This is a genomic window from Streptomyces sp. NPDC058086, assembly GCF_042885015.1.
Taxonomy (GTDB): Bacteria; Actinomycetota; Actinomycetes; order Streptomycetales; family Streptomycetaceae; genus Streptomyces.
The window spans coordinates 72,558-94,421 of record NZ_JBHVST010000016.1; the positions used below are offsets into that span (position 1 = coordinate 72,558).

21 protein-coding genes are annotated in these 21,864 nt (G+C 70.5%); 8 read left to right on the top strand and 13 right to left on the bottom strand.

The window, feature by feature from the left end; translation table 11 throughout:
• Positions 1-39 precede the first annotated feature (39 nt).
• Positions 40-372, bottom strand: a complete 333-nt coding sequence (locus ACFVWD_RS15370; protein ID WP_389596409.1) for a MazG-like family protein — start codon at positions 370-372, stop codon at positions 40-42.
• A 58-nt stretch (positions 373-430) separates the two neighbouring features.
• On the bottom strand, positions 431-976 hold the full coding sequence (locus tag ACFVWD_RS15375) for a DoxX family protein (RefSeq protein WP_389596411.1): 546 nt from the start codon (positions 974-976) through the stop codon (positions 431-433).
• Between the two features lie 142 nt (positions 977-1,118).
• On the opposite strand from ACFVWD_RS15375, the gene ACFVWD_RS15380 reads away from it, so the two are divergent.
• Positions 1,119-1,445 (top strand): nuclear transport factor 2 family protein, encoded by a 327-nt coding sequence (locus ACFVWD_RS15380; RefSeq protein ID WP_389596412.1) that lies wholly within the window; start codon positions 1,119-1,121, stop codon positions 1,443-1,445.
• 114 nt (positions 1,446-1,559) lie between these two features.
• On the opposite strand, the gene ACFVWD_RS15385 is transcribed toward ACFVWD_RS15380, so the two are convergent.
• Both ACFVWD_RS15385 and ACFVWD_RS15390 read right to left on the bottom strand, forming a co-directional pair.
• A complete protein-coding gene (locus ACFVWD_RS15385; protein ID WP_389596414.1) occupies positions 1,560-2,276 on the bottom strand; it encodes an ABC transporter ATP-binding protein in 717 nt (238 codons plus the stop codon).
• Positions 2,277-2,390: 114 nt separating this feature from the next.
• Positions 2,391-3,866, bottom strand: coding sequence for an ABC transporter permease (locus tag ACFVWD_RS15390; protein WP_389596416.1), 1,476 nt, complete (start codon positions 3,864-3,866; stop codon positions 2,391-2,393).
• A 337-nt stretch (positions 3,867-4,203) separates the two neighbouring features.
• Between ACFVWD_RS15390 and ACFVWD_RS15395 the strand changes: the two genes are divergently transcribed.
• On the top strand, positions 4,204-5,400 hold the full coding sequence (locus ACFVWD_RS15395; protein WP_389596417.1) for a D-alanyl-D-alanine carboxypeptidase family protein: 1,197 nt from the start codon (positions 4,204-4,206) through the stop codon (positions 5,398-5,400).
• Positions 5,401-5,675: 275 nt separating this feature from the next.
• Here the strand turns inward: ACFVWD_RS15395 and ACFVWD_RS15400 are convergent, their stop codons facing one another.
• Positions 5,676-6,461 (bottom strand): SDR family oxidoreductase, encoded by a 786-nt coding sequence (locus ACFVWD_RS15400; RefSeq protein WP_389596419.1) that lies wholly within the window; start codon positions 6,459-6,461, stop codon positions 5,676-5,678.
• A gap of 88 nt (positions 6,462-6,549) precedes the next feature.
• Positions 6,550-7,557 carry a Gfo/Idh/MocA family protein gene (locus ACFVWD_RS15405; protein WP_389596421.1) on the bottom strand — a complete coding sequence of 336 codons (1,008 nt, stop codon included), beginning with the start codon at positions 7,555-7,557 and terminating at the stop codon, positions 6,550-6,552.
• A gap of 110 nt (positions 7,558-7,667) precedes the next feature.
• Here ACFVWD_RS15405 and ACFVWD_RS15410 point away from each other — a divergent pair, with 110 nt between their 5' ends.
• The 3 genes from ACFVWD_RS15410 to ACFVWD_RS15420 all read left to right on the top strand — a co-directional run bounded on the left by ACFVWD_RS15410 (position 7,668) and on the right by ACFVWD_RS15420 (position 11,356).
• Positions 7,668-9,014, top strand: a complete 1,347-nt coding sequence (locus ACFVWD_RS15410) for a multidrug effflux MFS transporter (RefSeq protein WP_389596423.1) — start codon at positions 7,668-7,670, stop codon at positions 9,012-9,014.
• On the top strand, positions 8,969-10,141 hold the full coding sequence (locus ACFVWD_RS15415; protein ID WP_389596516.1) for a serine hydrolase domain-containing protein: 1,173 nt from the start codon (positions 8,969-8,971) through the stop codon (positions 10,139-10,141). Before ACFVWD_RS15410 ends, ACFVWD_RS15415 begins: the two co-directional genes overlap by 46 nt.
• A gap of 219 nt (positions 10,142-10,360) precedes the next feature.
• The gene (locus tag ACFVWD_RS15420) at positions 10,361-11,356 is read left to right on the top strand and encodes a small ribosomal subunit Rsm22 family protein (protein ID WP_389596425.1); all 996 of its coding nucleotides are present in this window, start codon (positions 10,361-10,363) and stop codon (positions 11,354-11,356) included.
• A gap of 50 nt (positions 11,357-11,406) precedes the next feature.
• Here ACFVWD_RS15420 and ddaH read toward each other — a convergent pair whose 3' ends face one another.
• Positions 11,407-12,228, bottom strand: coding sequence for a dimethylargininase (gene ddaH / locus ACFVWD_RS15425; RefSeq protein WP_389596427.1), 822 nt, complete (start codon positions 12,226-12,228; stop codon positions 11,407-11,409).
• Between the two features lie 226 nt (positions 12,229-12,454).
• On the opposite strand from ddaH, the gene ACFVWD_RS15430 reads away from it, so the two are divergent.
• Both ACFVWD_RS15430 and ACFVWD_RS15435 read left to right on the top strand, forming a co-directional pair.
• Positions 12,455-13,141, top strand: a complete 687-nt coding sequence (locus tag ACFVWD_RS15430) for a TetR/AcrR family transcriptional regulator (protein WP_389596428.1) — start codon at positions 12,455-12,457, stop codon at positions 13,139-13,141.
• 178 nt (positions 13,142-13,319) lie between these two features.
• A complete protein-coding gene (locus ACFVWD_RS15435; protein ID WP_389596429.1) occupies positions 13,320-14,051 on the top strand; it encodes a bifunctional DNA primase/polymerase in 732 nt (243 codons plus the stop codon).
• Positions 14,052-14,079: 28 nt separating this feature from the next.
• On the opposite strand, the gene ACFVWD_RS15440 is transcribed toward ACFVWD_RS15435, so the two are convergent.
• Genes ACFVWD_RS15440 through efeO form a run of 4 tightly spaced genes read right to left on the bottom strand, consistent with a single transcriptional unit; the run spans position 14,080 to position 18,367 of the window.
• On the bottom strand, positions 14,080-15,093 hold the full coding sequence (locus ACFVWD_RS15440) for a hypothetical protein (RefSeq protein ID WP_389596431.1): 1,014 nt from the start codon (positions 15,091-15,093) through the stop codon (positions 14,080-14,082).
• Complete coding sequence (efeU, locus tag ACFVWD_RS15445) at positions 15,050-15,925, bottom strand: iron uptake transporter permease EfeU (protein WP_389596433.1); 876 nt, start codon at positions 15,923-15,925, stop codon at positions 15,050-15,052. The genes ACFVWD_RS15440 and efeU overlap by 44 nt, the downstream gene beginning before the upstream one ends.
• Before the next feature lie 3 nt (positions 15,926-15,928).
• Positions 15,929-17,206, bottom strand: coding sequence for an iron uptake transporter deferrochelatase/peroxidase subunit (gene efeB / locus ACFVWD_RS15450; RefSeq protein ID WP_389596435.1), 1,278 nt, complete (start codon positions 17,204-17,206; stop codon positions 15,929-15,931).
• Between the two features lie 12 nt (positions 17,207-17,218).
• Positions 17,219-18,367 (bottom strand): iron uptake system protein EfeO, encoded by a 1,149-nt coding sequence (gene efeO / locus ACFVWD_RS15455; protein WP_389596437.1) that lies wholly within the window; start codon positions 18,365-18,367, stop codon positions 17,219-17,221.
• An 847-nt stretch (positions 18,368-19,214) separates the two neighbouring features.
• On the opposite strand from efeO, the gene ACFVWD_RS15460 reads away from it, so the two are divergent.
• The gene (locus ACFVWD_RS15460) at positions 19,215-19,862 is read left to right on the top strand and encodes a PhzF family phenazine biosynthesis protein (RefSeq protein WP_389596438.1); all 648 of its coding nucleotides are present in this window, start codon (positions 19,215-19,217) and stop codon (positions 19,860-19,862) included.
• 263 nt (positions 19,863-20,125) lie between these two features.
• Here ACFVWD_RS15460 and ACFVWD_RS15465 read toward each other — a convergent pair whose 3' ends face one another.
• Complete coding sequence (locus tag ACFVWD_RS15465) at positions 20,126-20,776, bottom strand: heme oxygenase (biliverdin-producing) (protein ID WP_389596440.1); 651 nt, start codon at positions 20,774-20,776, stop codon at positions 20,126-20,128.
• Positions 20,777-20,980: 204 nt separating this feature from the next.
• Positions 20,981-21,838: a type I methionyl aminopeptidase gene (gene map, locus ACFVWD_RS15470; protein WP_389596441.1), complete on the bottom strand. Its 858-nt coding sequence runs from the start codon at positions 21,836-21,838 to the stop codon at positions 20,981-20,983.
• Between the last annotated feature and the right edge of the window lie 26 nt (positions 21,839-21,864).

Here is a 21,864-nt window from a genome sequence, read left to right on the forward strand (position 1 = left end):
CCCGCACACATCCATGGGGTGAACAAGTGCGGGCGCTGCTCACCGAGTTGGATCTGCCCCGAGCGACCGCTCCGTGACGCCCGCCAGATGGGCCATGAAGACCTCGCGCGCGTCCGGCGTCAGCGTGTGCAGGGCGATCAGGGCCGTGATGACGACGTCGCAGAGCTCGGACCGTACGTCGTCCCAGGTGTGGCTGGCTCCCTTGCGCGGGTTCTGGCCGGTCGCACCGATCACCGCCTCGGCGACCTCGCCGACCTCCTCCGACAGTTTCAGGATGCGCAGCAGCAGGCACTCCTGTCCGCCGTGCGTGCGGTGGGCGTCCAGCCAGGAGCGCAGGCGGTCGATGGATTCCCAGACGTCGTCATCAGCCATGGGGCAAGCTTCCCGCACCGGCCGCGGGTCCTCGTCCACGCGTCCCCCGCTCCTGCGCCTACTCTTCGAACAGGGCCTCCTGCTTGCCCTCGGCCGCCTCGCGCACCCTCTTGTTACGGGCGCCCACCACGGCCAGCGTGACCGCCGCCGTCACGCCGAGCGCGACGGGGACCATCCAGCCGCGGTTCACGGCGTGGCCGATCGCCTGGTCCAGCGAGAGGCGGCCGGGGCCCGCCACCGCGAGGCCCGCCGCCGTCAGGGCCAGCGACGCCGCGTGCTCGTAGCCACCGTTCATCGCGAAGAACCCGTTGGGCAGATGGACCGCGGCCGCGCCCACCATCGCCCCGGCCGCCGCCGCGCCCGCCGCGGGGGTCGCGAGGCCCAGCGCCAGCAGGGTGCCCCCGCCGGCCTCGGCCAGCCCCGCCGCCGTCGCGCTCGCCTTCCCGGGCGTGTAGCCCATGGCCTCCATGGCGGCCCCGGTCCCCTCCAGGCCGCCCCCGCCGAACCAGCCGAACAGCTTCTGCGCCCCGTGCGCGGCCAGCACTCCGCCCGTGCCCAGACGGAGCAACAGCAGTCCCAGATCACTTCGGTCGAAACAGGTCACGGTGGCTCCCAGAGCAGACGGCCGGCGGCAACGGTCAACGGTCCCTCCCATGTCTCCACCGTCGCACCGATGAGGCGTGACCGACGTGTTCGGGGTGTCGTTCGGGTGGCGGGCACCCGGGACCGGTGTGAGGGTGACTCCCATGACGATTCAGGTAGCGAAACTCAGCGACCCGGCCGTCCGGGCCTTCGTCACCGCTGTGAACTCCCATGACCGTGACGCCTTCCGGGCCGTCCTCGCACCCGGCGCGACCATGTCCGACGACGGTGCCGACCGCGACCTCGCCGACTGGACCGATCGGGAGATCTTCTCCTCCCGCGGCCACATGGAGGTCGACAACGAGTCGAACGGCGGCCGTGCTCTCATCGCCCGCTACAACAACGACACTTGGGGCGAGATGAAGACGAGGTGGAGCTTCACCGTCGACGACGGCGGCAGGATCACCCGCTTCGAAACCGGCCAGGCCTAGCCCGCCCGCCCTGGCGAGTATCAACCAAGGCCCGCTCGCCATGGGGCCGTTCACCGCCGCGCAGCCGGCCGAGGCCGACCGCGTGCTGGGACGGTGAGCGGCCCCGGGCCGCGCCTACTGCTGGACGTACTGCTGCTGGGACAGGGAGCGCCGGCCCCCTTGCTCGGTCAGTGTGATCTGCCCGGCCTTGATGGTCGCGAGGCGCGGTGCCCGGCGGGCGATCGACGAGTCGTGGGTGACCATGATGAAGGTCAGCCCGTACTCGTGCCACAGCCCTTCCAGCAGGCCCATGATGTCGTCGCGGGTGCCCTCGTCGAGGTTGCCGGTCGGCTCGTCCGCCAGGAGTACCTTCGGCTTCTTGACCAGCGCGCGGGCGATGGCGACACGCTGCTGCTGACCGCCCGACAGCTCGGACGGCGCATGCGTCAGCCGCTCGCCGAGACCGACCGAACGCAGCGCCTCGGCGGCCCGCTCGCGCCGCTCCGCGGGCTTCACCCCGAGCGGTACGAGCGCGGTCTCGACGTTCTCCTGCGCGGTCAGCGTCGGGATGAGGTTGAACGACTGGAAGATGATGCCGATCTTCTCGGCACGCAGCCGGGTCAGCTTGGCCTCGCTGATGGAGGCGAGGTCCACGCCGTCCAGCTCGACGCTGCCGGCGGAGGGACGGTCCAGACCGCCGATCATCTGGAGCAGGGTGGACTTGCCGCCGCCCGTGGGGCCCTGGATGACGAGCTGGTCGCCGTCCTCGATGGTGAGGTCGACGCCACGCAGCGCCTCCACCGTCTCCTTGCCCCGCGTGTAGCGCTTGGTGACGCCGGTGAGCTTGTACATGAGGTTCTCCGAAGATGAAGCAGGCGTTGAAGTGGAAGAGGAGAGAGGGAAGAGGGGAAGGGGTGGGGCGCGAAGGGGACCGTCCGAAGGGACGAGGGGATCGCCCGCGGGGGACTAGGACACGCTGCGCAGCGCGTCCGCCGGACGCATCCGCGAGGCGCGCCAGCCGCCCATCGCGCCGGCGATCAGACCGCCCGCGATGGCCAGGCCCGCGGCGAGCGCGATGGTGGTCACCGAGACCGGCGCGGAGAGCGCGATCTCCATGGTGTTCTTGACCGCCTGCTGCCCGGGACCGCCACCGCCGGGGCCGCCGCCCATGCCGCCACCGCCACCGGTGTTGCCGAGCTCCGCGGTCAGCTTCGGGCTGATCGCCGTCACCGCGTACGCCGCGCCGAGGCCGATGGCGATGCCCAGCGCGCCGCCGATCAGACCGTTCACGATGGACTCGCCGACGACCTGCCGGGTGACCTTGCGGGAGGGCCAGCCGAGCGCCTTGAGGGTGCCGAACTCACGCACCCGGCGGGACACGGCGGAGGAGGTCAGCAGCGCCGCCACCAGGAACGCGGCCACGAGCACCGCGATGGACAGCCACTTGCCGACGCTGGTCGCCAGGTTCGAGGCGGTCGACAGGGAGCCGGAGACGGTGGAGGCGAGGTCGGCGGAGGTGGTGACCGTCGTACCCGAGATGTTCTTCTGGATGGTCGCCTTGACCGTGGTGATCTGCTTGGAGTCGGTCGCCTTGACGTAGATCGTGGTGACCTTGTTCTTCGCGTCGCCCAGCGTCTGTGCCTGCTTCAGCGGCAGGTAGACGTCGGTCGTCGACTCACTGCTGTCCGGCGTCGCGATCCCGATGACCGTGTACTTGGTGCCGGAGATCTTGAAGGTCTTGCCGATCGTGTACTTGTTCTCCTTGGCGTACGACTTGCTGACCACCGCGACCTTCGCGTTGGTCTGCGCCGCCGTGAAGGTCTTGCCCGAGGTGATCTTCGAGGTGGCGAGCGGGCCGAGGTCCTGGTCGGTGACGTCGACGCCCGCGACGGAGTAGGAGTTCACGTCGAAGGAGGCGCCGCCGCCCTGCACCTGGGGCGCTCCCGTGCTGCCGCCGCCCTGGCCGCCGCCGGGGCCGCCCTGCTGGGAGGAGCCGCTGGACCCCGAGGAGGTCGAGGACTTCGCGGTGCCCTGGGTGAAGGAGCCGTCGACCTTGGTGACGTTCAGGGTCAGCGCGCCCACGGCGCTCGCCACGCCCTTCTGCGCGGCGACCTTGGTGACCAGGGAGGAGGCCAGGGACTGTCCGCCCTGCGTCATCACGCGGTCCGAGCTCTGCTTGGTGGAGCTGCTCGACTTGGCGTTGAAGTCGAATTTCGGTCTGCCGGACGAGTTGCTCGAAGGCGCCGCCTGGGCCTTGGTCACCGTCATGTCGGTGCCGAGCCCGTACAGCGACTTCAGGACCTTGTCCTGTGCCTGCTGCATGCCGGCCGACACCGAGTTGACGGTGATGACCAGCGCGATTCCGAGCGCCAGACCCATGGCGATCACCAGGGCCGCCTTCTTGCGCCGGCTCAGCTCACGCTTGAGATAGATGCCAAACATCCCGTTCCCCAAAGGTTCTTGGCGCCCGCTGTGGGCGCGGCCACAAGCTATGGAGAAACCTTTGAGCGGGGCTGAGTAAGAGATGTGTGAGAGCTGAGAAAGCAGAGCCCGGAATCAATATTCCGTAAGACAGCTGATTCCTAAGCTCCGGAGGGGCTATTGCCAGGAAACCCCTGTTGGGTGGGGTGCTGAGGGCAGGAGTCGGCCGGGCGTACGGGCGGGGGTGTTCCTTTGTCCTGCCTTTGGGCGCACCGTGACCTTTCTTTGAGGCTCCGCCGCGTGGCGACTTCGAGACCCCGGCGTACGGACCCGCGAACTTCTTTTGTACGGTCCCGGGATGCGCGATTCTTCTCCCGTCCCCCCGCGTGCCGCTCAGCTGTCCCGCCGTGCCGCCCTCGGCCTCGCCGCGGCCGTCCCGCTGGCCGCGGCCTCCCCGGCGTCGGCCGCGACGCCCGTGATCGGCGGTGAGCGGCTCGCCCGCGCCGGCGTCCAGGTGCGCGGCGCCTCGGGGCTGCCCAAGCGGCTCACCGCCCGCTCCTGGCTCATCGCCGACCACGAGAGCGGCGAGGTGCTCGCCTCGTACCACGCGCACACGCACCTGGCGCCCGCCTCCACGCTGAAGATGCTCTTCGCGGACACCGTGCTGAAGAACTTCGGGCGGACCGAGCGCCACAGGGTGACCGACGCCGACCTCGCCGACATCCCCTCGGGCTCCAGCATGGTCGGCGTCAAGCCCGGCATCACGTACACCGTCGAGCAGTTGTGGCTCGGCGTCTTCCTGCGCTCCGGCAACGACGCGGTGCACGTCCTCAGCCACATGAACGGCGGTGTCGCCAGGACGGTCGCCCAGATGCAGGCCAAGGCCCAGGACCTCCAGGCCCTGGACACCCACGTGGTCAGCCCCGACGGCTTCGACCACAAGGGGCAGGTGTCGTCCGCGTACGACCTGACGCTCTTCGCCCGCCACGGCCTCGCCGACGCCGACTTCCGCGCCTACTGTCACACGAAGACCGCGAACTTCCCGGCGGGCGGCAAGAAGACCTTCCAGATCCAGAACACCGACCGCCTGCTGACGGGCGCGTGGGGTGTGCCGACGTACGACGGACTCATCGGCGTGAAGAACGGCTACACCAGCAACGCCGGCAACACCTTCACCGGCGCCGCGACCCGCGGCGGGCGGACCCTTCTCGTCACCGTGATGCACCCCAAGAGCGGCGGCAGCGGCGTCTATGAGGAGACGGCCGCGCTGCTCGACTGGGGGTTCAAGGAGGGCGCGAAGGCCCAGTCCGTGGGCGCCCTCGTCGATCCGCTCAGCGAGGGCGGTGCCCCCGCGGCCCCCACCCGGAAGGCGGCGAAGGCGGCGGCCGGAGCGCCCGCGACGGCCGCGGGCGGCGGCTCGTCGTCGTGGGGGCTGGCCGGCGGGGCCGGGGCAGTGGTCGCGCTGCTCGCGGGCGGGGCGTACGCGTGGCGCAGGCGGCGGCGTGTGGTGGGGGACGAGGCCCCGGAGCAGCAGCGGGGCCGTCACCAGGGCTGACTGCGGTGGCCGGTGGTTGCCGGCCGATGTCGGGACAGCCGTTCCGAGGCCCGGAGCTCCCTCGCGGTCCCGCGCGAGGTCCGCCCCCACCCGGGCCGCGGAACGGCTGCCACCACCCCCCTCGGTGTGGACCGTGGTCGTACCGAAGTCCTCCACTCCAAGTGTGAAGTTCTGGTGGAGAAGCCACGAGCATAAGCCCGCCACCGGCCCGAACGGTACGGAGATTCAGCTTCCGTTTGTGTAGGTTGAGCCGTTGACGAGCCGTCCGGGGCCCGTCAGCCGCGCCCGACATACGGCATCGCGGTGGCCAGTACCGTCGCGAACTGCACATTCGCCTCCAACGGCAGCTCCGCCATGTGCCGCACCGTGCGCGCCACGTCCGCCACGTCCATCACCGGCTCGGCCACGGTTTCCCCGTTCGCCTGCAGCACTCCGGTCTGCATGCGCGCGGTCATGTCGCTCGCCGCGTTGCCGATGTCGATCTGGCCGCAGGCGATCCGGTACGGACGCCCGTCCAGGGACAGCGACTTGGTCAGCCCCGTCAGCGCGTGCTTGGTCGCCGTGTACGCCACCGACAGCGGGCGGGGCGTGTGCGCCGAGATCGAGCCGTTGTTGATGATCCGGCCGCCCTGCGGGTCCTGCTCCTTCATCTGCCGGTACGCGGCCTGCGCGCACAGGAAAGCGCCGTTGAGGTTCGTGTTCACGACGTGCAGCCATGCCTCGTAGGGCAGTTCCTCGACCGGGACGCCGCCGGGCCCGAACGTTCCCGCGTTGTTGAAGAGCAGGTCCAGCCGCCCGAAGCGCTCGCGCGTCGCGTCGAACAGGGCCGCCACGTCGTCGGGACGCGAGACGTCGGTGCGTACGACGAGGGAGGGCGCCTCGGGGACGAGGGCGGCCGTCTTCTCCAGCGCCTCCGGCTTGCGTCCGGCGAGCGCCACCGACCAGCCGGTGCGCAGCAGTTCGACGGCCACCGCGCGGCCGATGCCCGAGCCCGCGCCGGTCACCACCGCGATCTTCGTCGGAGAGGCGGGCAGGGCGTTCGAGTCGTTGAGGGCATTCATGGGCCCGCAGCGTAATCGGGAGGGGCTGCCGTGCGGTGTCGGCGTCCTGGTCGGACCGTCCTGGCCGGACCGTCTTGGTCGGACCGTCCTAGTCGGTCTCTCCGGGGTAGCGGACGCCGATCTGGGCGCGGATCGTGTCGAGCGTCCGCATCACGGCGAGGCTGCCGTCGAGGGGGACGAGCCGGGACTCCTTCTCGTCGGCCCGCAGGGCGCGCATCACCTCGGCCGCCTCGTGCTTGAGGCTGGTGCGCGGGCCGTGCGCCGGGTCGGCCGTGAACTCCTCGGGGTCGCGGCCGTCGCGGTGCAGCACGAGACGGTCCGGGAAGAAGAAGCCGCCCGGGATATCGATGCGGCCCTGGGAGCCGGTGACGGAGGCCGAGACGGGGGTGCCACCGTTGACGGAGCAGTGCACCGAAGCGAGAGCGCCGCTCTCCCAGGTGAGCAGTGCTCCGGTCTGGAGATCGACGCCCTCGTCGGAGAGCACCGCTCTCGCGGTGATGCCCGAGGGCTCCCCGAGCAACAACTGCGCGAACGACACCGGATAGACGCCGAGATCGAGCAGCGCGCCACCGCCCTGCGCGGGGTCCCGCAGCCGGTGCGAGGGCGGGAACGGGCCATTGATCCCGAAGTCGGCCTGAATCGTGCGGACTTCACCGATCACACCGTCGTCGACGAGGCCCTTGAGCCGCCGGACCAGTGGATTGCAGTACATCCACATGGCCTCCATCAGGAAGCGGTCGTGCTCCTTGGCGAGCGCGACCAGTTCCTCCGCCTCGCGCACGTTCAGCGTGAACGCCTTCTCGCACAGCACATGGCGCCCCGCCTCCAGACACATCCCGGCGGCGACCCGGTGCGCCGAGTGCGGAGTGGCGACGTACACGACGTCGACGTCCTCGTCCGCCGCGAGCGAGGCCCAGTCCCCGTACGCCCTCGGTATCCCGAACCGCTCGGCGAACGCCTTCGCCGAAGCGTCCGTCCGCGAGGCCACGGCCACGACCTCGGCGTCCGGCATGTCCACCAGATCCGCCGCGAAGGCCGCCGCGATCCCGCCGGTCGCCAGAATCCCCCACCGCACCCGCTCGCCCACGCCCGTCATTCCCGGCCCTTCGCTCTGCCACTCGCTCTGCCACTTGAAGTTCTGTGACCCCGAACACTCCGTTCGAACTGAGAGCATAGGTGGCGGATTACTCGAAGAGGGAGGGGCTCATGCCCGAGCGCGGGCACACCAGACGGGACCCGAAAGGCCCACAGGCCCCGGAGGGGCACATACCGAACACGGCGGTGGCCGACGTACCGGAGGCGCGGGAAGCGCCGGACCCCGGTGCCCTCCGCCGCACCGGCCTCCTCGTCACCCTGATCCTCGGCGGACTCACCGCCACGCCCCCGCTGTCGATGGACATGTACCTCCCGGCCCTGCCGGAGGTCACCCGCTCCCTGCACGCCCCCGCCGCCACCGTCCAGCTCACGCTGACCGCCTGCCTCGCCGGGATGGCGCTCGGCCAGCTCGTCGTCGGACCGATGAGCGACAAGTGGGGCCGCAGACGCCCGCTCCTCGTCGGCCTCGTCGTCTACGTCCTCGCCACCGCCCTGTGCGCCCTCGCCCCGAACGTCGAACTCCTCGTCGCCTTCCGCCTCGCCCAGGGCCTCGCGGGCGCGGCCGGCATCGTGATCGCGCGAGCCGTCGTGCGCGACCTGTACGACGGCATGGCGATGGCCCGCTTCTTCTCCACCCTCATGCTGATCTCCGGCGTCGCCCCCGTCGTCGCGCCCCTCATCGGCGGCCAGATCCTGCGCGCCACCGACTGGCGGGGCGTGTTCGTCCTCCTCACGGCGGTCGGCATCGCACTCACCGCGCTCGTCTGGAGGAGGCTCCCCGAGACCCTCCAGCCCGCACAGCGCCACGGCGGCGGCGTCGGTGAGGCGCTGCGCGCCATGCGCGGGCTGCTCGCCGACCGCGTCTTCACCGGCTACACCCTGGCGGGCGGCTTCGCCTTCGCGGCACTGTTCGCCTACATAAGTGCCTCTCCTTTCGTGATCCAGGAGATCTACGGCGCGTCCCCCCAGACTTTCAGCCTGCTCTTCGGGATCAACTCCGTCGGCCTGGTGATCGTCGGCCAGATCAACGGCAAGATCCTCGTCGGCCGGGTCAGCCTCGACAAGGTCCTCGCCGTCGGCCTCGGCCTCATCGCCCTCGCCGCGACGGCGCTGCTGCTGCTCTCCACGGGCGTCTTCGGCAAGGCGGGCCTCGTCCCGGTGGCCGCGGCCCTCTTCGTCCTCATGTCCGCCATGGGCCTCGCCATGCCCAACACCCAGGCGCTGGCCCTGATGCGGGTACGGCACGCGGCCGGTTCCGCTTCCGCGCTGCTCGGCACCTCCTCCTTCCTCATCGGCGCGATCGCCTCCCCGCTCGTCGGCATCGCCGGGGAGCACACCGCGGTCCCGATGGCCGTCGTCCAACTGGTGGCGGTACTGGTGGCCATCGCCTTCTTCGTGGGACTGTGCCGTCCCTGGCAGACGGGACACACCGTGGACGGAAAGGCGGCGGACAGCTGAGCGCACCGAGACTGCGCGCGGACACACCGGAACGGGCCGGACTCGACCCGACGGAACTGCGCCACCTCGTACGGGACGTCCGCACCCTCACCCGTGGGCCGCGCCCCTGGACGGCGGGCGTCGTACTGGTCGCGGGCCGCGGTCCGGTCATCGCCGTCGAGGAGGCGGCGGGCTGGGCTGTGCGCTACTCCTCGTACGACGAGAAGACCGACACCGGGGTCGAACTGCCGCCCGGGGATCGGCGGCCGATGACCGTCCACACCCCCTTCGACCTGGCCTCCCTCACCAAGCTGTTCACGGCGGTCGCCGCGGTGCAGCAGCTGGAGCGGGGCACGCTGGGGATCGACGCGCGGGTGGGGGCGTATCTGCCGGACTTCCGGGCGGCCTCGGCCCACGACATCACCGTACGACAGCTGCTCATGCACACCTCCGGGCTGCGCCCCGAACTCCCGCTGTACGACTGCCCGGACGACGCGGCGCGTCTCGCCCTGCTGCGGGCCGAGGCCCCCTCGTCCCAGCCGGGCGAGTACGTGTACTCCGACCTGAACCTGCTGCTCCTCCAACACGTACTGGAACGGATCACCGGCCGTACGCTCGACGTCCTCGTCCGCGACGGGATCACCCGGCCGCTGGGGATGACCGCCACGTCCTTCGGGCCGTGCGCGGGGGCGGCGGCGACCGAGGACCAGCGGCGGCCGTGGGGCAAGGCGGACCGGGGGATGCTGCGGGGGGTCGTGCACGACGAGAACGCGTGGGCACTCGGTGGGGTGGCCGGGCACGCGGGCCTCTTCTCCACGGCCCATGACCTCGCGGTCTTCTGCCGGACCCTTCTCGCGGGCGGCTCCTACGGCCCCGCCCGCATCCTCGGCCCCGACTTCGTCGAGCTGATGCTCACCCCGCCGGGCCTCGGCTTCGCCGTCGACCAGCCCTGGTTCATGGGTGCGCTCGCCGGGCGGGGCGCCGCGGGGCACACCGGTTTCACCGGTACGTCCCTTGTGCTGGACCCCGCGACGGACACGTTCCTGGTGCTCCTCGCGAACACGGTGCATCCCCGCCGCCGACCGCCGGACAGCGCGCCCCGGGCAGAGGCGGCGTCGCGGCTGGCGCGGGCGGTACGGGGGGCTTGAGCCGGGGTTCTGTTCGCCTGCGGGTGCGTGGTGGCTGGTCGGTAGTCGTTTGGCTGCGGGCCGGTGGTGGCTGGTCGCGCAGTTCCCCGCGCCCCTAAAGGCTCTCCACCCCGGCCCGCATCTTTCAGCCCGTCCGGCGTTTGAGGACGAGGCAGAGCTTGGGGGAGGGTAGGGGCGGCGGGGGCGAGGGACCCGTTGCGGCGACCGTAGAATCGGTGGGTGAACGTCCCCGTACATCCCGCCGAGACCCTGCGTACCGCCCTCGCCGGACTCCTCGACGGCCTCCCGCCGAAGGCGGCCACACAGGCGGTCGACCGGCTGATCGCGAACTACCGGGGAACGACCCCCACCCACACTCCGGTCCTCCGCGACCGCTCGGACGTGGTCGCGTATGCCGCCTACCGCATGCCGGCGACATTCGAGGCGGTGCGATCGGCGCTGGCGGCGTTCGCGGACGCGGTCCCGCAGTGGACGCCGGCGAGCCACGTGGACGTCGGCGGCGGCACGGGCGCCGCGACCTGGGCGGTGAACGCGACCTGGGCGGGCGCCCGCCCCGTGACCGTGCTCGACTGGGCCGAGCCCGCCCTCGCACTGGGCCGCGAGATCGCCGCGGCGAACCCGGAGCTGAAGTCCGCCGAATGGCACCGCTCTCGTATCGGATCGGCGCTCACCATCGAGAGCACTGATCTCGTCACCGTCTCCTACGTCCTCGGCGAGCTCACCGACGCCGACCGCGCCTCCGTCGTGACCGCCGCCGCGACCGCCGCCCAGGCCGTCGTGATCATCGAGCCCGGTACGCCCGACGGCTACGCGCGTGTCATCGAGGCGCGGGAGCGACTGATCGCCGCCGGGTTCCACGTCGCCGCCCCCTGCCCGCACAGCGCGGCCTGCCCGATCGTCCCCGGCGAGGACTGGTGCCACTTCTCCGCCCGGGTCGCGCGCTCCTCCCTGCACCGTCAGGTCAAGGGCGGCTCCCTGCCCTACGAGGACGAGAAGTTCAGCTACGTCGCCGCTACCCGCCTCCCGCCGACCCCGGCCCCCTCCCGCGTCGTACGCAAGCCGCAGATCCGCAAGGGCCAGGTACTCCTGGATCTGTGCGGCCCCGACGAGGCCCTGCACCGCGAGACGGTGACCAAGCGTCACGGGCCGCTGTACCGGGCGGCCCGCGACGCGGACTGGGGCGACGCCTGGCCACCGCCGCCCGCGGAGGACTAGCAGCCGGGGCTCACCTCCTCACCTCCTCACCTCCTCAGCACCTCCGCTCCTCAACACCTCAGCTCCTGTGTGCAGCACTTCACGCTGCCGCCGCCCTTGAGGAGCTCGCTCAGATCGATGCCGACGGGCTCGAAGCCACGCTCGCGCAGCGGACCGAGGAGCCCCGTCGCGGCCTGCGGCAGCAGCACGTGCAGGCCGTCCGAGACCGCGTTGAGGCCGAACGCGGCGGCATCCTCGGCACCGGCGATCAGCGCGTCGGGGAACAGTTGCCGGAGCACCTCCCGGCTGCCGGGGGAGAAGGCGGGCGGGTAGTACATGATTTCGTCCGTCGTGTCGTCGAGGACGGCGAGGGCGGTGTCGAGGTGGTAGTAGCGGGGGTCGACCAGGTCGAGCCCGATCACCGGTCGCCCGAAGAACTCCTGGGCCTCGCCGTGCGAGAGGGGGCTCGCGCGAAAGCCGCGGCCGGCGAGCACGTAGGAGGCGGTGACCGCGAAGTCGCCCTCGCCCTCGTTGACGTGGACCGGCTCGTGGACGTGCGGGAAGCCGTGCGCGCGAAACCACTCCAGGTGAGCCGCCGCCTCCGGTTCCCGCTCCCGGTGCGCGAACCGGGCGCCCAGCACCCGGCCGTCGACGACCGTCGCCCCGTTCGCGGCGTAGACCATGTCCGGCAGGCCGGGGCGCGGGGTGAGTTCCTCGACCGTGTGGCCGAGCGCGCGGTAACGGCTGCGCAGGTCCTCCCACTGGGCGACGGCGAGCGGCACGTCGACCGGCTTGGCGGGGTTCATCCACGGGTTGATGGCGTAGGTGACGTCGAAGTGTGCGGGTGGGCACATCAGATAGCGCCGGGGTGTGGCGCGGCGGGGAGGCTGCAAGGAGGGCTCCTCACGTACCGCAGGGGCAGGTGATGCCCATGGTGCGGTCCGCGGGTCTTGTCGGCCGCCTGGCGAACGGGTGGTCTTCGCCGAGGCCGCCCGCCCGCGCCCTCGAACGCCGGACGACCTGAGGCTTTCAGGGGCGCGGGGAACTGCGCGACCAGCCCCCACCGGCCGTCAGCCCGCCACGAGACGACCCGTCTTGCCAACCTGTTAAATTCACCCCATGGCCGACACGCCCCGCCCCTCCGCCAAACCCACCCCCGCCAAACCCACCCCCGCCAAACCCACCCCCGACTCCACCCGCCGCAGCGAGAAGTCCCGGCGCGCGATCTTCGACGCCGCCCTCGCCCTCGTCGGCGAGGTCGGCTACCCCAAGACCACGATCGAGGGCATCGCCGCCCGCGCCGGCGTCGGCAAGCAGACGATCTACCGGTGGTGGTCGTCGAAGGCGGACGTCCTGCTGGAGGCGTTCATCGATCTGAGCGCCCAGGCGGCGCAGGCGGCGGGCCGGCCGGAGGTGCTCGGGGAGCACGCGGAGTACGGCATCCCGGACACGGGTGATCTCGCGGCCGACCTCAAGCAGGTCCTGCGCGCCACCGTCGACGAACTCCTGAACCCCAAGTTCGAGATCCCCTCGCGGGCCCTGGCCGCGGAGGGTCTCGTGAACGAGGCGCTCGGTGTCGAGTTCGTGTCCAAGCTCCTCGAACCCCAGCTCCAGCTCTACGTCAAGCGGCTGCGGTCCGCCCAGGACAAGGGCGACCTGCGGCCCGACATCGACCCCCGCATCGCCCTGGAACTCTTCGTCTCCCCGCTCGCGCAGCGCTGGCTCCAGCACACCGGCCCCATCTCGTACGCGTATACGGACACCCTCGTCGACTACGCGCTGTACGGCCTCGCTCCGCGGGGATGAATCATGCCAAAGCGCCCCGGATGGGGGGCTCTGTCCATCCGGGGCGCAGGAGGGTGGGACCATAGAGGTTGTTGAAGGCGTTTGTCAGCACGATTCATCGACGTAATCGACGTGAACGTGCTGGACGTGGACGCCGCGACACGACCGCTGTCGGCACAACTGCTTGGCGAGGGGATTGATGAGCGCAGAGTTCGGCCGCCGCTCCGGCGCGCAGGGCAGGATCTCCCAGTGGCTGCGTGGTCGCCGTCCGAAGGAGATTGCCGACGACGGCGGGCGCGAGGCCCTGCTGATCGCCGCCGCCGCCGCGGGGCTGCCGCTCGCGCAGGCCGCGTACCCCTCCGGCTACCGCTGCTCCTGTGACCGGGTCGGCTGTCCCACCCCCGCGCGCCACCCCGTCTCCTTCGCCTGGCAGACCCAGTCCACGACCGACCGCGCCCAGATCGAGCGGTGGGTCCGGCATCAGCCGCAGGCCAACTTCATCACCGCGACCGGCATGGTGCACGACGTCCTCGACGTGCCCGTCGACGCGGGCCGCGAGGCGCTGGAGCGGCTGCTCGCCTCCGGCGTGGAGGTAGGGCCCGTCGCGCAGAGCGGCGACGGCCGCATGTTCTTCTTCACACTCACCCGCGGTACTCCCGAGGACGAGGACGAGTGGTGGCCGTGCGAGCTGGACTCGCACCCCGAGACGACGGACGAGCACCCCGGTCTGCGCTGGCACTGCCGCGGCTCGTACGTCCTCGTGCCGCCGGCCCAGCTCCCCGGCGACCTGACGGTCGACTGGGTACGAGGCCCGGAACACCCACTCCCCGACCCCCTGAGCCTGCTCGAGGCCCTGACGGACGCCTGCGCCCGTTACGCGGGCGAGAACGAGTCGGACGATCAGCTGACATCCTGGCCCCACCGCAACTAGCCGACAGGAGCCGGCGGGGCAGGGCCGGTCATCCGCCCTTCGCCCCCGTCAGCCCCTCGATCCGACCCAGCACCGCCACCTGTTGCTTCTGCGCGCTCTTCCCGGGGTCCAGGACCGCCTGGTTGGAGACGAACTCCAGGGTGAGGGACTGCTTGATGTCACCGATGGTCAGCGCCTTGACGTCCGCGCTGGGGGCCGGGATCTCGGTGCCCTGCGCGGCGGTCTGCTTCTCGTAGCGGCGGGTGGTGAAGAAGACCAGCGCGCCGCCGTCCGAGGTGCGCAGCCCCACCGGGGCGTAGTCGCCGGAGGTCAGCGGCTCGTCGATGTACTGCCGGGCGAGACCGGGCTTGGTGGCGTTCTTGGCACGCTGGGTCCGCCACTGCGAGGTGTGCAGGCCCGGTGCGAAGGTGTCGCCGCCGCTCTTCAGATATGTGGTGTACGACTGGCTCAGCTTGCCCGGCTCGACGGCGAGAGCCGTGTCGTCCCCGGTGACAGGCTGCGCCCAACCGTCCTTGTCCTGCTGGAACTTCGGTACGTCGGTGGCGGCGAGGACGGTCAGATACGAGGCCTGCCACACGTCGTTGGCGCTGCCCCGGGTGAAGACGAGCAGCCAACGGTAGCCCGCCACGCCCTTGTTGGCCGCGGCGTCGGCCACGAACCAGCGCGGCCAGCCCGCCTTCGCCGGTATCGAGAACTTCGCGTCGGTCAGCGACAGCGGCGAATAGGCCGGGTTGCCGCCCGGATTGTTCTTCTGCCCGGCCGTCAGCTTCGCGCCGTCGATGGCGCCGAGGGCGCCGGTGACGTGCTCCGCGTCCAGGGAACTGTCGTTCGCCTTGTCCGCCTTGTTGTAGGCGACGGTGAAGTCCTTGAGCGCACGGGCGGCCTCGGTCCGGGTCGCCGTCGGTACGACCTCCCGCTCCCCGTGCACCACCACGCAGCCGCTCGCCGTCAAGGACAGAACGGTCACCGCCCCTGTCGCCAGGGCGATCCGGTTGAGACTACGAAGCCTTCGTGGGCTGCGACCCGCGCGATCCCTGCTCATCAGGTGCCTTCACCTTCCCCTTCCCGGAGGCGAACCCTACCGGGGCGAGGAAGATCGCGAGTGTCGGGACCAGGTACAGCGCCCACACCGTGACCTGAAGGACCGTCGGGTCGGGCTGGAAGTTCAACACGCCCTTGAGGAGCGTGCCGTACCAGCTGTCCGGCGGGATCGTGCCACTGATGTCGAAGGCGAGATTCCGCAGCCCCGGGATCCAGTCGGCCTCCTGCAGGTCGTGGACGCCGTACGCGAGCACACCCGCCGCGACCACGACCAGCATGCCGCCGGTCCAGGTGAAGAACTTCGCGAGGTTGATCTTCAGGGCACCCCGGTAGAAGAGCCAGCCGAGGAAGACCGCGGTGGCCAGGCCCAGGGCGACACCGATCAGCGGGCGCGGGGTGCCGTCGCTCGCCGCGTGCACCGACGCCCAGACGAACAGCGCCGTCTCCAGGCCCTCCCGGCCGACCGCCAGGAACGCGGTCGCGACCAGCGCGCCCGTGCCCATCGCCAGCGCCGCGTCCAGCTTGCCGTGCAGTTCGGACTTCAGATGCCGGGCGGTGCGCCGCATCCAGAAGACCATCCACGTCACCAGGCCGACCGCGACGATCGACAGCGAACCGCCGAGCGCCTCCTGCGCCTCGAACGTCAGCTCCTGGGAGCCGAACTCGAGCGCGCAGCCGAAGCCGAGGGCGAGCGCGATCGCGACGCCGATGCCCATCCAGATGGGCTTCAGAGCGTCCTTGCGGTCGGTCTTCACCAGGTAGGCGATGAGGATGCAGACGACGAGACTGGCTTCCAGCCCCTCGCGCAGACCGATCAGATAGTTGCCGAACACGGGCTACGCCTCCTTGGAGAACAGCGCGCGCCCCCACCAGTCGTCCTTGTCGCGGACGCCGGGTGGGACGGCGAAGACCGCCGAACTCACGTGCTGGATGTACTCGTTGAGCGCGTCGGAGCGCGCGAGGCTGCGCTGCACCGGGATGAACCCCTTGCGCACGTCACGCTGGTAGGCGAGGAAAAACAGCCCGGCCTCCAGCCGGCCGAGGCCGTCCGTGCCGTCCGTGAAGGAGTAGCCGCGGCGCAGCAGGGTGACCCCGTCGTTGGAGTCGGGATGCGCGAGCCGTACGTGCGCGTCGGGCTTCATCGCCTTCAGGAACGGCTCGTCGCGTTCCTTGGCCTTGCCGACCGGCGCGCCCTCGCCCTTGTCCCGGCCGAAGACGTCCTCCTGCTCCTGCAGCGAGGTCCGGTCCCAGGTCTCGATGTTCATCCGGATGCGGCGCGCCACGAGGTACGAGCCGCCGGTCATCCAGGCCGGACCCTCGCCCTCGCCCACCCACACGAACTTCTTCAGCCGGTCCGGCTCGGTGCCCGCGATGTTGCGGGTGCCGTCCTTGAAACCCATGAGGTTGCGAGGGGTCTGGGCGTCGGGGGTCGTCGAGGAGGTCTTGCCGAAGCCGAGCTGCGACCAGCGGACGGCGACCTTGCCGAAGCCGATCCGGGCCAGGTTGCGGATCGCGTGCACCGCGACCTGCGGGTCGTCCGCACAGGCCTGGACACACAGGTCGCCGTCGCTGCGCGACTTCTCCAGGTTGTCACCGGGGAACGCCGGCAGGTCGACGAGAGCCTCCGGCCGCTGCCCCGTCAGCCCGAACTTCTCGCCGTACTTCTCGAACAGCGAGGGCCCGAAGCCGATGGTCAGCGTCAGCCGGGACGGCTTGAGGCCCAGGGCCTCGCCGGTGTCGTCCGGCGGTGCCTCGGCCAGTCCGCCGTACGCGCCCTCGCCGACCGCGTGCCCCTCGGTCATCCGGCGCGCGGCGGCCGTCCAGTCCTTCAGCATCTGGACGAACTCCGCGCGGTCGTCCGTCTTCACGTCGAACGAGGCGAAGTGCAGCCGGTCCTGCACCGGCGTCGCGATGCCCGCCTGGTGCGCGCCGTGGAAGGCGACCGCGGCGCCGGTCTCGGCACCCGCCGGGTCCACGTCGTTGCCGGTACGGGTCATCGCCACCGCGCCGCCCGCCGCGGCGGCCCCGAGCGCGAGCCCGGCACCGCCCCAGCCGATCAGCGAACGCCGGGAGGGCGTGGACCCGCCCGCTGCTTCCGTGGTGTCAGTCGTCATGATGCGTTCCGCCTACTTCACAACAGCCGCGGCGAGCTTGGACAGGGGTTCGGCGAGCGCGTTGACCGCGTCCGAGAGCTCCTTGCGCTGGTCCTTGGTGACCTTGTCGTACGACACGAAGCCGTTCTGCGCCTTCTCCTGCGGATCGTCCGTGCGGTACTTGTCCAGCAGCGTGTTCAGCGCCGTGAACTGCTTGTCGAGCTCGGTGGCCAGCGCCTTGTCGTTCTGCTGTGCGACCGGCTTGAGCAGCTCGTACGACTTCTGTGCACCCTCGACGTTGCCCTTGAAGTCGCTGAGGTCGGTGTGCGAGTAGCGGTCCTCCTCGCCGGTGACCTTGCCGGTGGCGACCTCGTCGAGCAGTTCCTTGGCGCCGTTGGCCATGGAGGTCGGGGTGATCTCGGCCTTGCCGACCCGCTTCTGCCAGTCCTTCAGGTCGGTGACCAGCTCATCGGCGAGGGTCTTCTGCTCCGCGCCGATCTTCTTGTCCTGCCAGAGGGCCTTCTCCAGGGCGTGCCAGCCGGTCCACTTCTGGCCCTTCTCCAGGTCGTTGACGCGGGTGTCGGTCTTGGGGTCGATGTCCCCGAAGGACTCGGCGATCGGCTCGGTGCTCTCCCAGCCGAAGCGGGAGGGGGCGTAGGCCTGCTTGGCGGCCTCGATGTCGCCGGCCTTGATGGCGTCGGCGAACGTCTGCACCTTCGGGATCGTCGCGTCGGCCTGCTCCTGCGCGTACTCGCGGTAGGCGGCGACGGCCTTGTCGAGGCGCGGGTCGCGCTTGGCGACCGTGCCACCGGTCACGGCGAGCTTCTGGCGGACGCCGAGGCCCTTCATGCCGGGGCGGCAGGCTATCTCGTACGAACCGGCCTTGACCTCGGCGGTGAGCGTGTACTTGGTGCCCGGGCCGATGTTCTCCTTCTCGGAGACGATCCGGTCGTCCGGGAAGAGGATCTCGACCTCGGTGGCCTTCGAGCCCTTGTTCTCGATCTTCAGGGTGACCTGGCCGGCCGGGACGGACTTCGTGGAGGTGTCGCACTTGGAGTCGGCGGCGGTCACCTGAATCGCGTCGCCGGACCCGGCGTCGCTCTTCTCGGTGCAGCCCGTGACGGTGGCCAGAGCGGCCGCGGTCGCGGCGGCGGTGACAACTGAGAGTCGGACGGCTCGCATTCAGGCTCCAAGAGAACGACGGGCAAACCAGGCGGAAGATCCCCGCTGGCATGGTGAGGCTGGCCTAACTTACCTGAGGCTTACCTCACTCTTACCCACCCCTACGGTGATTCAGCTCTCACGGTTGACTCACAGGCACGGCCTGATCACGGTGGCCAAAAGCAAACGCCATGGAATGGTCAAGCGTTGGTCAATCGTCTCGTTGGGGGGGGTGATGTGAACGCCTCTGACGGTGGCGCGGTCATCCTGGCCAACGCGGGGGTCAACGCCGACCACCTGGCCGCCTGGATCCTCGCCCCGTGCGGCAACCCCGTCGGCGCGCCCCGTACCCTCCCCCAACAGCGCGGCGCTGGTGGTCGAGAATCTGAACTTCGCCGACGTCCGCACCACAGGACGGGAGAAGCTGGGCCGGGGTAGGCGCGGCAAAGCCTTCCGCCGCACGGTGGCCGGGATCCCGACCGCGAAGTTTGGCATCATGCCGCCGCGGTGGCCGTCGGCAGACGCGGTCTGGGCCGCACGGCCCGGCGCAGGAAAGACGGACCCCGCCAAACCCCCACCACCCACGCCTCACGGCGTGTTGAGATGGGGGCCGTGCGACCGGAGGATTGCGCCGGGCCGGCCGTCCCCGAAACGCCGAGTCACCGCACCCCGGGCCGTACGCAGCGGACAGCTCCGGCCAGGACGACGCCAAGCACCACACTCATGGTGCGTCAGACGCGAGCGCGCCCGCCCGGAAAGCACCCGCCCCACGGCCCCACCACCGTTCGGGGGCCCAGCGTTCCAGACCGGCAACTCACGCTGTTCGGGATGTCTGATAGGCCGACACCGGCCGATTAACATAGGAACGGTGACTGATTTCGACGTACTGCGCGTCTTCTGCGGGCCCGGTGGTGAACATGGCAACGAGCTCGGTGTGGTGCGCGAGGGTTCGGTGATGCCGGATCCGGAGGAGCGGCAGGCGTTCGCCGCGAAGCTCGGGTTCAGCGAGACCGTGTTCGTCGACGACCCCGAGCGTGGGGTCGTCGACATCTACACACCGACCCTGCGGCTGCCGTTCGCCGGGCATCCCTGTGTCGGGGTGGGATGGCTGCTCGACATCCCCGAGCTGGTCACGCCCGCCGGGGTCGTGGGGGTGCGGCTGGACGGGGAGTTCAGCTGGATCGAGGCGCGGGCGGAGTGGGCGCCGGGGCGTACGTTGCGGCAGTACGGGTCCGCCGACGAGGTCGACGCGCTGGCCGTGCCGGAGCCGGGGGAGTGGGTGTACGCCTGGGCCTGGGAGGACGAGCCGGCCGGGCGCGTGCGGGCCCGAGGCTTTCCCGGGCGGGACGACGGGATCGTGGAGGACGAGGCGACGGGGGCGGCGGCGCTGCTGCTCACCGACCGGCTGGGCCGCGCTCTGAACATCGTCCAGGGCGTCGGCTCCCAGATCCTCACTGCGCCGCAGCCGGGTGGGTGGGTGGAGGTGGGGGGTCGCGTACGACTGCTCCGAACCTGAGCCTGCGGGCCGGTGGGGGCTGGTCGCGCAGTTCCCCGCGCCCCTGGAGCGGGGGCTTCGCCCCGCGTCCCTCGGCTGCGCGATTGGTTTGGCCGCGGGCCGGCGGGGGCTGGTCGCGCAGTTCCCCGCGCCCCTGAAAGGCTTCAGCCTGTCCGGCGTTTGAGGACGAGGCCGTTCAGGCCGATCGGGGGGGTTGGGGGCGTAGCCCCCAGGGATGGGACGGGTAGGGGCGGCGGGGGCGAAAGAAGTCGTCGGGTGCCGGGTCAGGCCGTGAGGGGGAACTCCTCGCCCAGGCCCTGGAAGACCGCCGTGTTGAGGGCGAACGCCCGCCTGCACTCGGTGATGATCCGCTGCTGCTCCAGTTCGTCCGCCCGCACCCCGTCCAACAACTCACGGTAACCCCGCTTGAACGCGGCCGGATTACCGATGTCCTCGAAGACGTAGAAGCGGACGCCGTCACCCTTACGCGCGAAGCCCCAGGTCTGTTCCGCCTTCCCCCGGATGATCTGACCGCCGGAGAGGTCGCCGAGGTAGCGGGTGTAGTGGTGGGCGACATACCCGCCGGGCCACTCACGCGCACACTCGGCGACCCGCGCCGCGTACGCCTCGGTGGCGGGCAGCGCGGTGAGCGTCGCCCGCCAGTCCGCACCCCGAAGATGCGTGAGGTCACGCTCCAGCGCACCGCGACGCAACAACTCCGGCCGGATGAACGGCCCGGCCACCGGATCGGACGCCAACCGATCGGCGTCCGTCTCCAACGCCTCGTACACGAACCACAGCTGCTCGGTGTAGCGCGCGTACGCCTCGACACCGAGCCTGCCGCCGAGCAGGTCGCTCATGAACGTCGAGGTCTCCGCCTCCACGTGCTGCTCGTGCGACGCGGTGCGGATCAGCGTCGAGAACGCCGTATTCATGGGACCTCCGGTGCCGAAGAGGGCGAGAACCAGTCAGAAGCTTGTATGGTTAGGCTTACCTAAGTTAATGACTTCCCCATAGGTTCCCGACATCCTGTCGGTAAAAACGTACCCCGCCGGGCGGCAAAAAAAGCCCGCCCTGTGATCAGGGCGGGCCAGGCGCTACTGGTTGCGTGTTACGGGCTATGAGCCACAGGCGCGCGGCTACGGCAGCGTGAGGATCTCCGTACCGGTCTCCGTGACGACCAGCGTGTGCTCGAACTGCGCCGTCCGCCTGCGGTCCTTCGTCACGACGGTCCACCCGTCGTCCCACATGTCGTAGTCGTGCGTACCGAGCGTGAGCATCGGCTCGATCGTGAAGGTCATCCCGGGCTGGATGACGGTCGTCGCGTGCGGGCTGTCGTAGTGCGGGATGATCAGTCCTGAGTGGAACGAGGAGTTGATCCCGTGCCCCGTGAAGTCCCGCACGACCCCGTATCCGAACCGCTTGGCGTACGACTCGATCACGCGGCCGATGACATTGATCTGGCGGCCCGGCTTGACCGCCTTGATCGCGCGGTCGAGGGACTCACGGGTCCGCTCGACGAGGAGCCTCGAATCGTCGTCCACATCCCCGACCAGGTACGTCGCGTTGTTGTCGCCGTGGACGCCACCGATGTACGCCGTCACGTCGAGGTTGATGATGTCGCCGTCCCGCAGCACCGTGGAGTCGGGGATGCCGTGGCAGATCACCTCGTTGACCGAGGTGCACAGGGACTTGGGGAAACCGCGGTAACCGAGGGTGGACGGGTAGGCGCCGTGGTCGCACATGTACGCGTGCGCGACCCGGTCCAGCTCGTCCGTCGTCACGCCCGGCGCGATGAGCTTCGCCGCCTCGGCCATCGCCTGCGCGGCGATCCGCCCGGCGATCCGCATCGCCTCGATGGTCTCGGGGGTCTGTACCTCCGGGCCGGTGTACGGCGTGGGGGAGGGCTTGCCCACGTACTCGGGGCGCCTGATGTTTCCCGGAACGGGACGGGTGGGAGAGAGCTCTCCTGGTACGAGCAGCGACTGGCCAGACATGCCAGCGAGTCTAACCAGCGGGCATG

Coding starts and splice junctions, on each gene's coding strand:
- ACFVWD_RS15370 (WP_389596409.1), bottom strand. CDS start 372: ATGGCTGATGACGACGTCTGGGAATCCATCGACCGCCTGCGCTCCTGG.
- ACFVWD_RS15380 (WP_389596412.1), top strand. CDS start 1,119: ATGACGATTCAGGTAGCGAAACTCAGCGACCCGGCCGTCCGGGCCTTC.
- ACFVWD_RS15385 (WP_389596414.1), bottom strand. CDS start 2,276: ATGTACAAGCTCACCGGCGTCACCAAGCGCTACACGCGGGGCAAGGAG.
- ACFVWD_RS15390 (WP_389596416.1), bottom strand. CDS start 3,866: ATGTTTGGCATCTATCTCAAGCGTGAGCTGAGCCGGCGCAAGAAGGCG.
- ACFVWD_RS15395 (WP_389596417.1), top strand. CDS start 4,204: ATGCGCGATTCTTCTCCCGTCCCCCCGCGTGCCGCTCAGCTGTCCCGC.
- ACFVWD_RS15400 (WP_389596419.1), bottom strand. CDS start 6,461: ATGAATGCCCTCAACGACTCGAACGCCCTGCCCGCCTCTCCGACGAAG.
- ACFVWD_RS15405 (WP_389596421.1), bottom strand. CDS start 7,557: ATGACGGGCGTGGGCGAGCGGGTGCGGTGGGGGATTCTGGCGACCGGC.
- ACFVWD_RS15410 (WP_389596423.1), top strand. CDS start 7,668: ATGCCCGAGCGCGGGCACACCAGACGGGACCCGAAAGGCCCACAGGCC.
- ACFVWD_RS15430 (WP_389596428.1), top strand. CDS start 12,455: ATGGCCGACACGCCCCGCCCCTCCGCCAAACCCACCCCCGCCAAACCC.
- ACFVWD_RS15435 (WP_389596429.1), top strand. CDS start 13,320: ATGAGCGCAGAGTTCGGCCGCCGCTCCGGCGCGCAGGGCAGGATCTCC.
- ACFVWD_RS15440 (WP_389596431.1), bottom strand. CDS start 15,093: ATGAGCAGGGATCGCGCGGGTCGCAGCCCACGAAGGCTTCGTAGTCTC.
- efeB (WP_389596435.1), bottom strand. CDS start 17,206: ATGACGACTGACACCACGGAAGCAGCGGGCGGGTCCACGCCCTCCCGG.
- efeO (WP_389596437.1), bottom strand. CDS start 18,367: ATGCGAGCCGTCCGACTCTCAGTTGTCACCGCCGCCGCGACCGCGGCC.
- ACFVWD_RS15465 (WP_389596440.1), bottom strand. CDS start 20,776: ATGAATACGGCGTTCTCGACGCTGATCCGCACCGCGTCGCACGAGCAG.
- map (WP_389596441.1), bottom strand. CDS start 21,838: ATGTCTGGCCAGTCGCTGCTCGTACCAGGAGAGCTCTCTCCCACCCGT.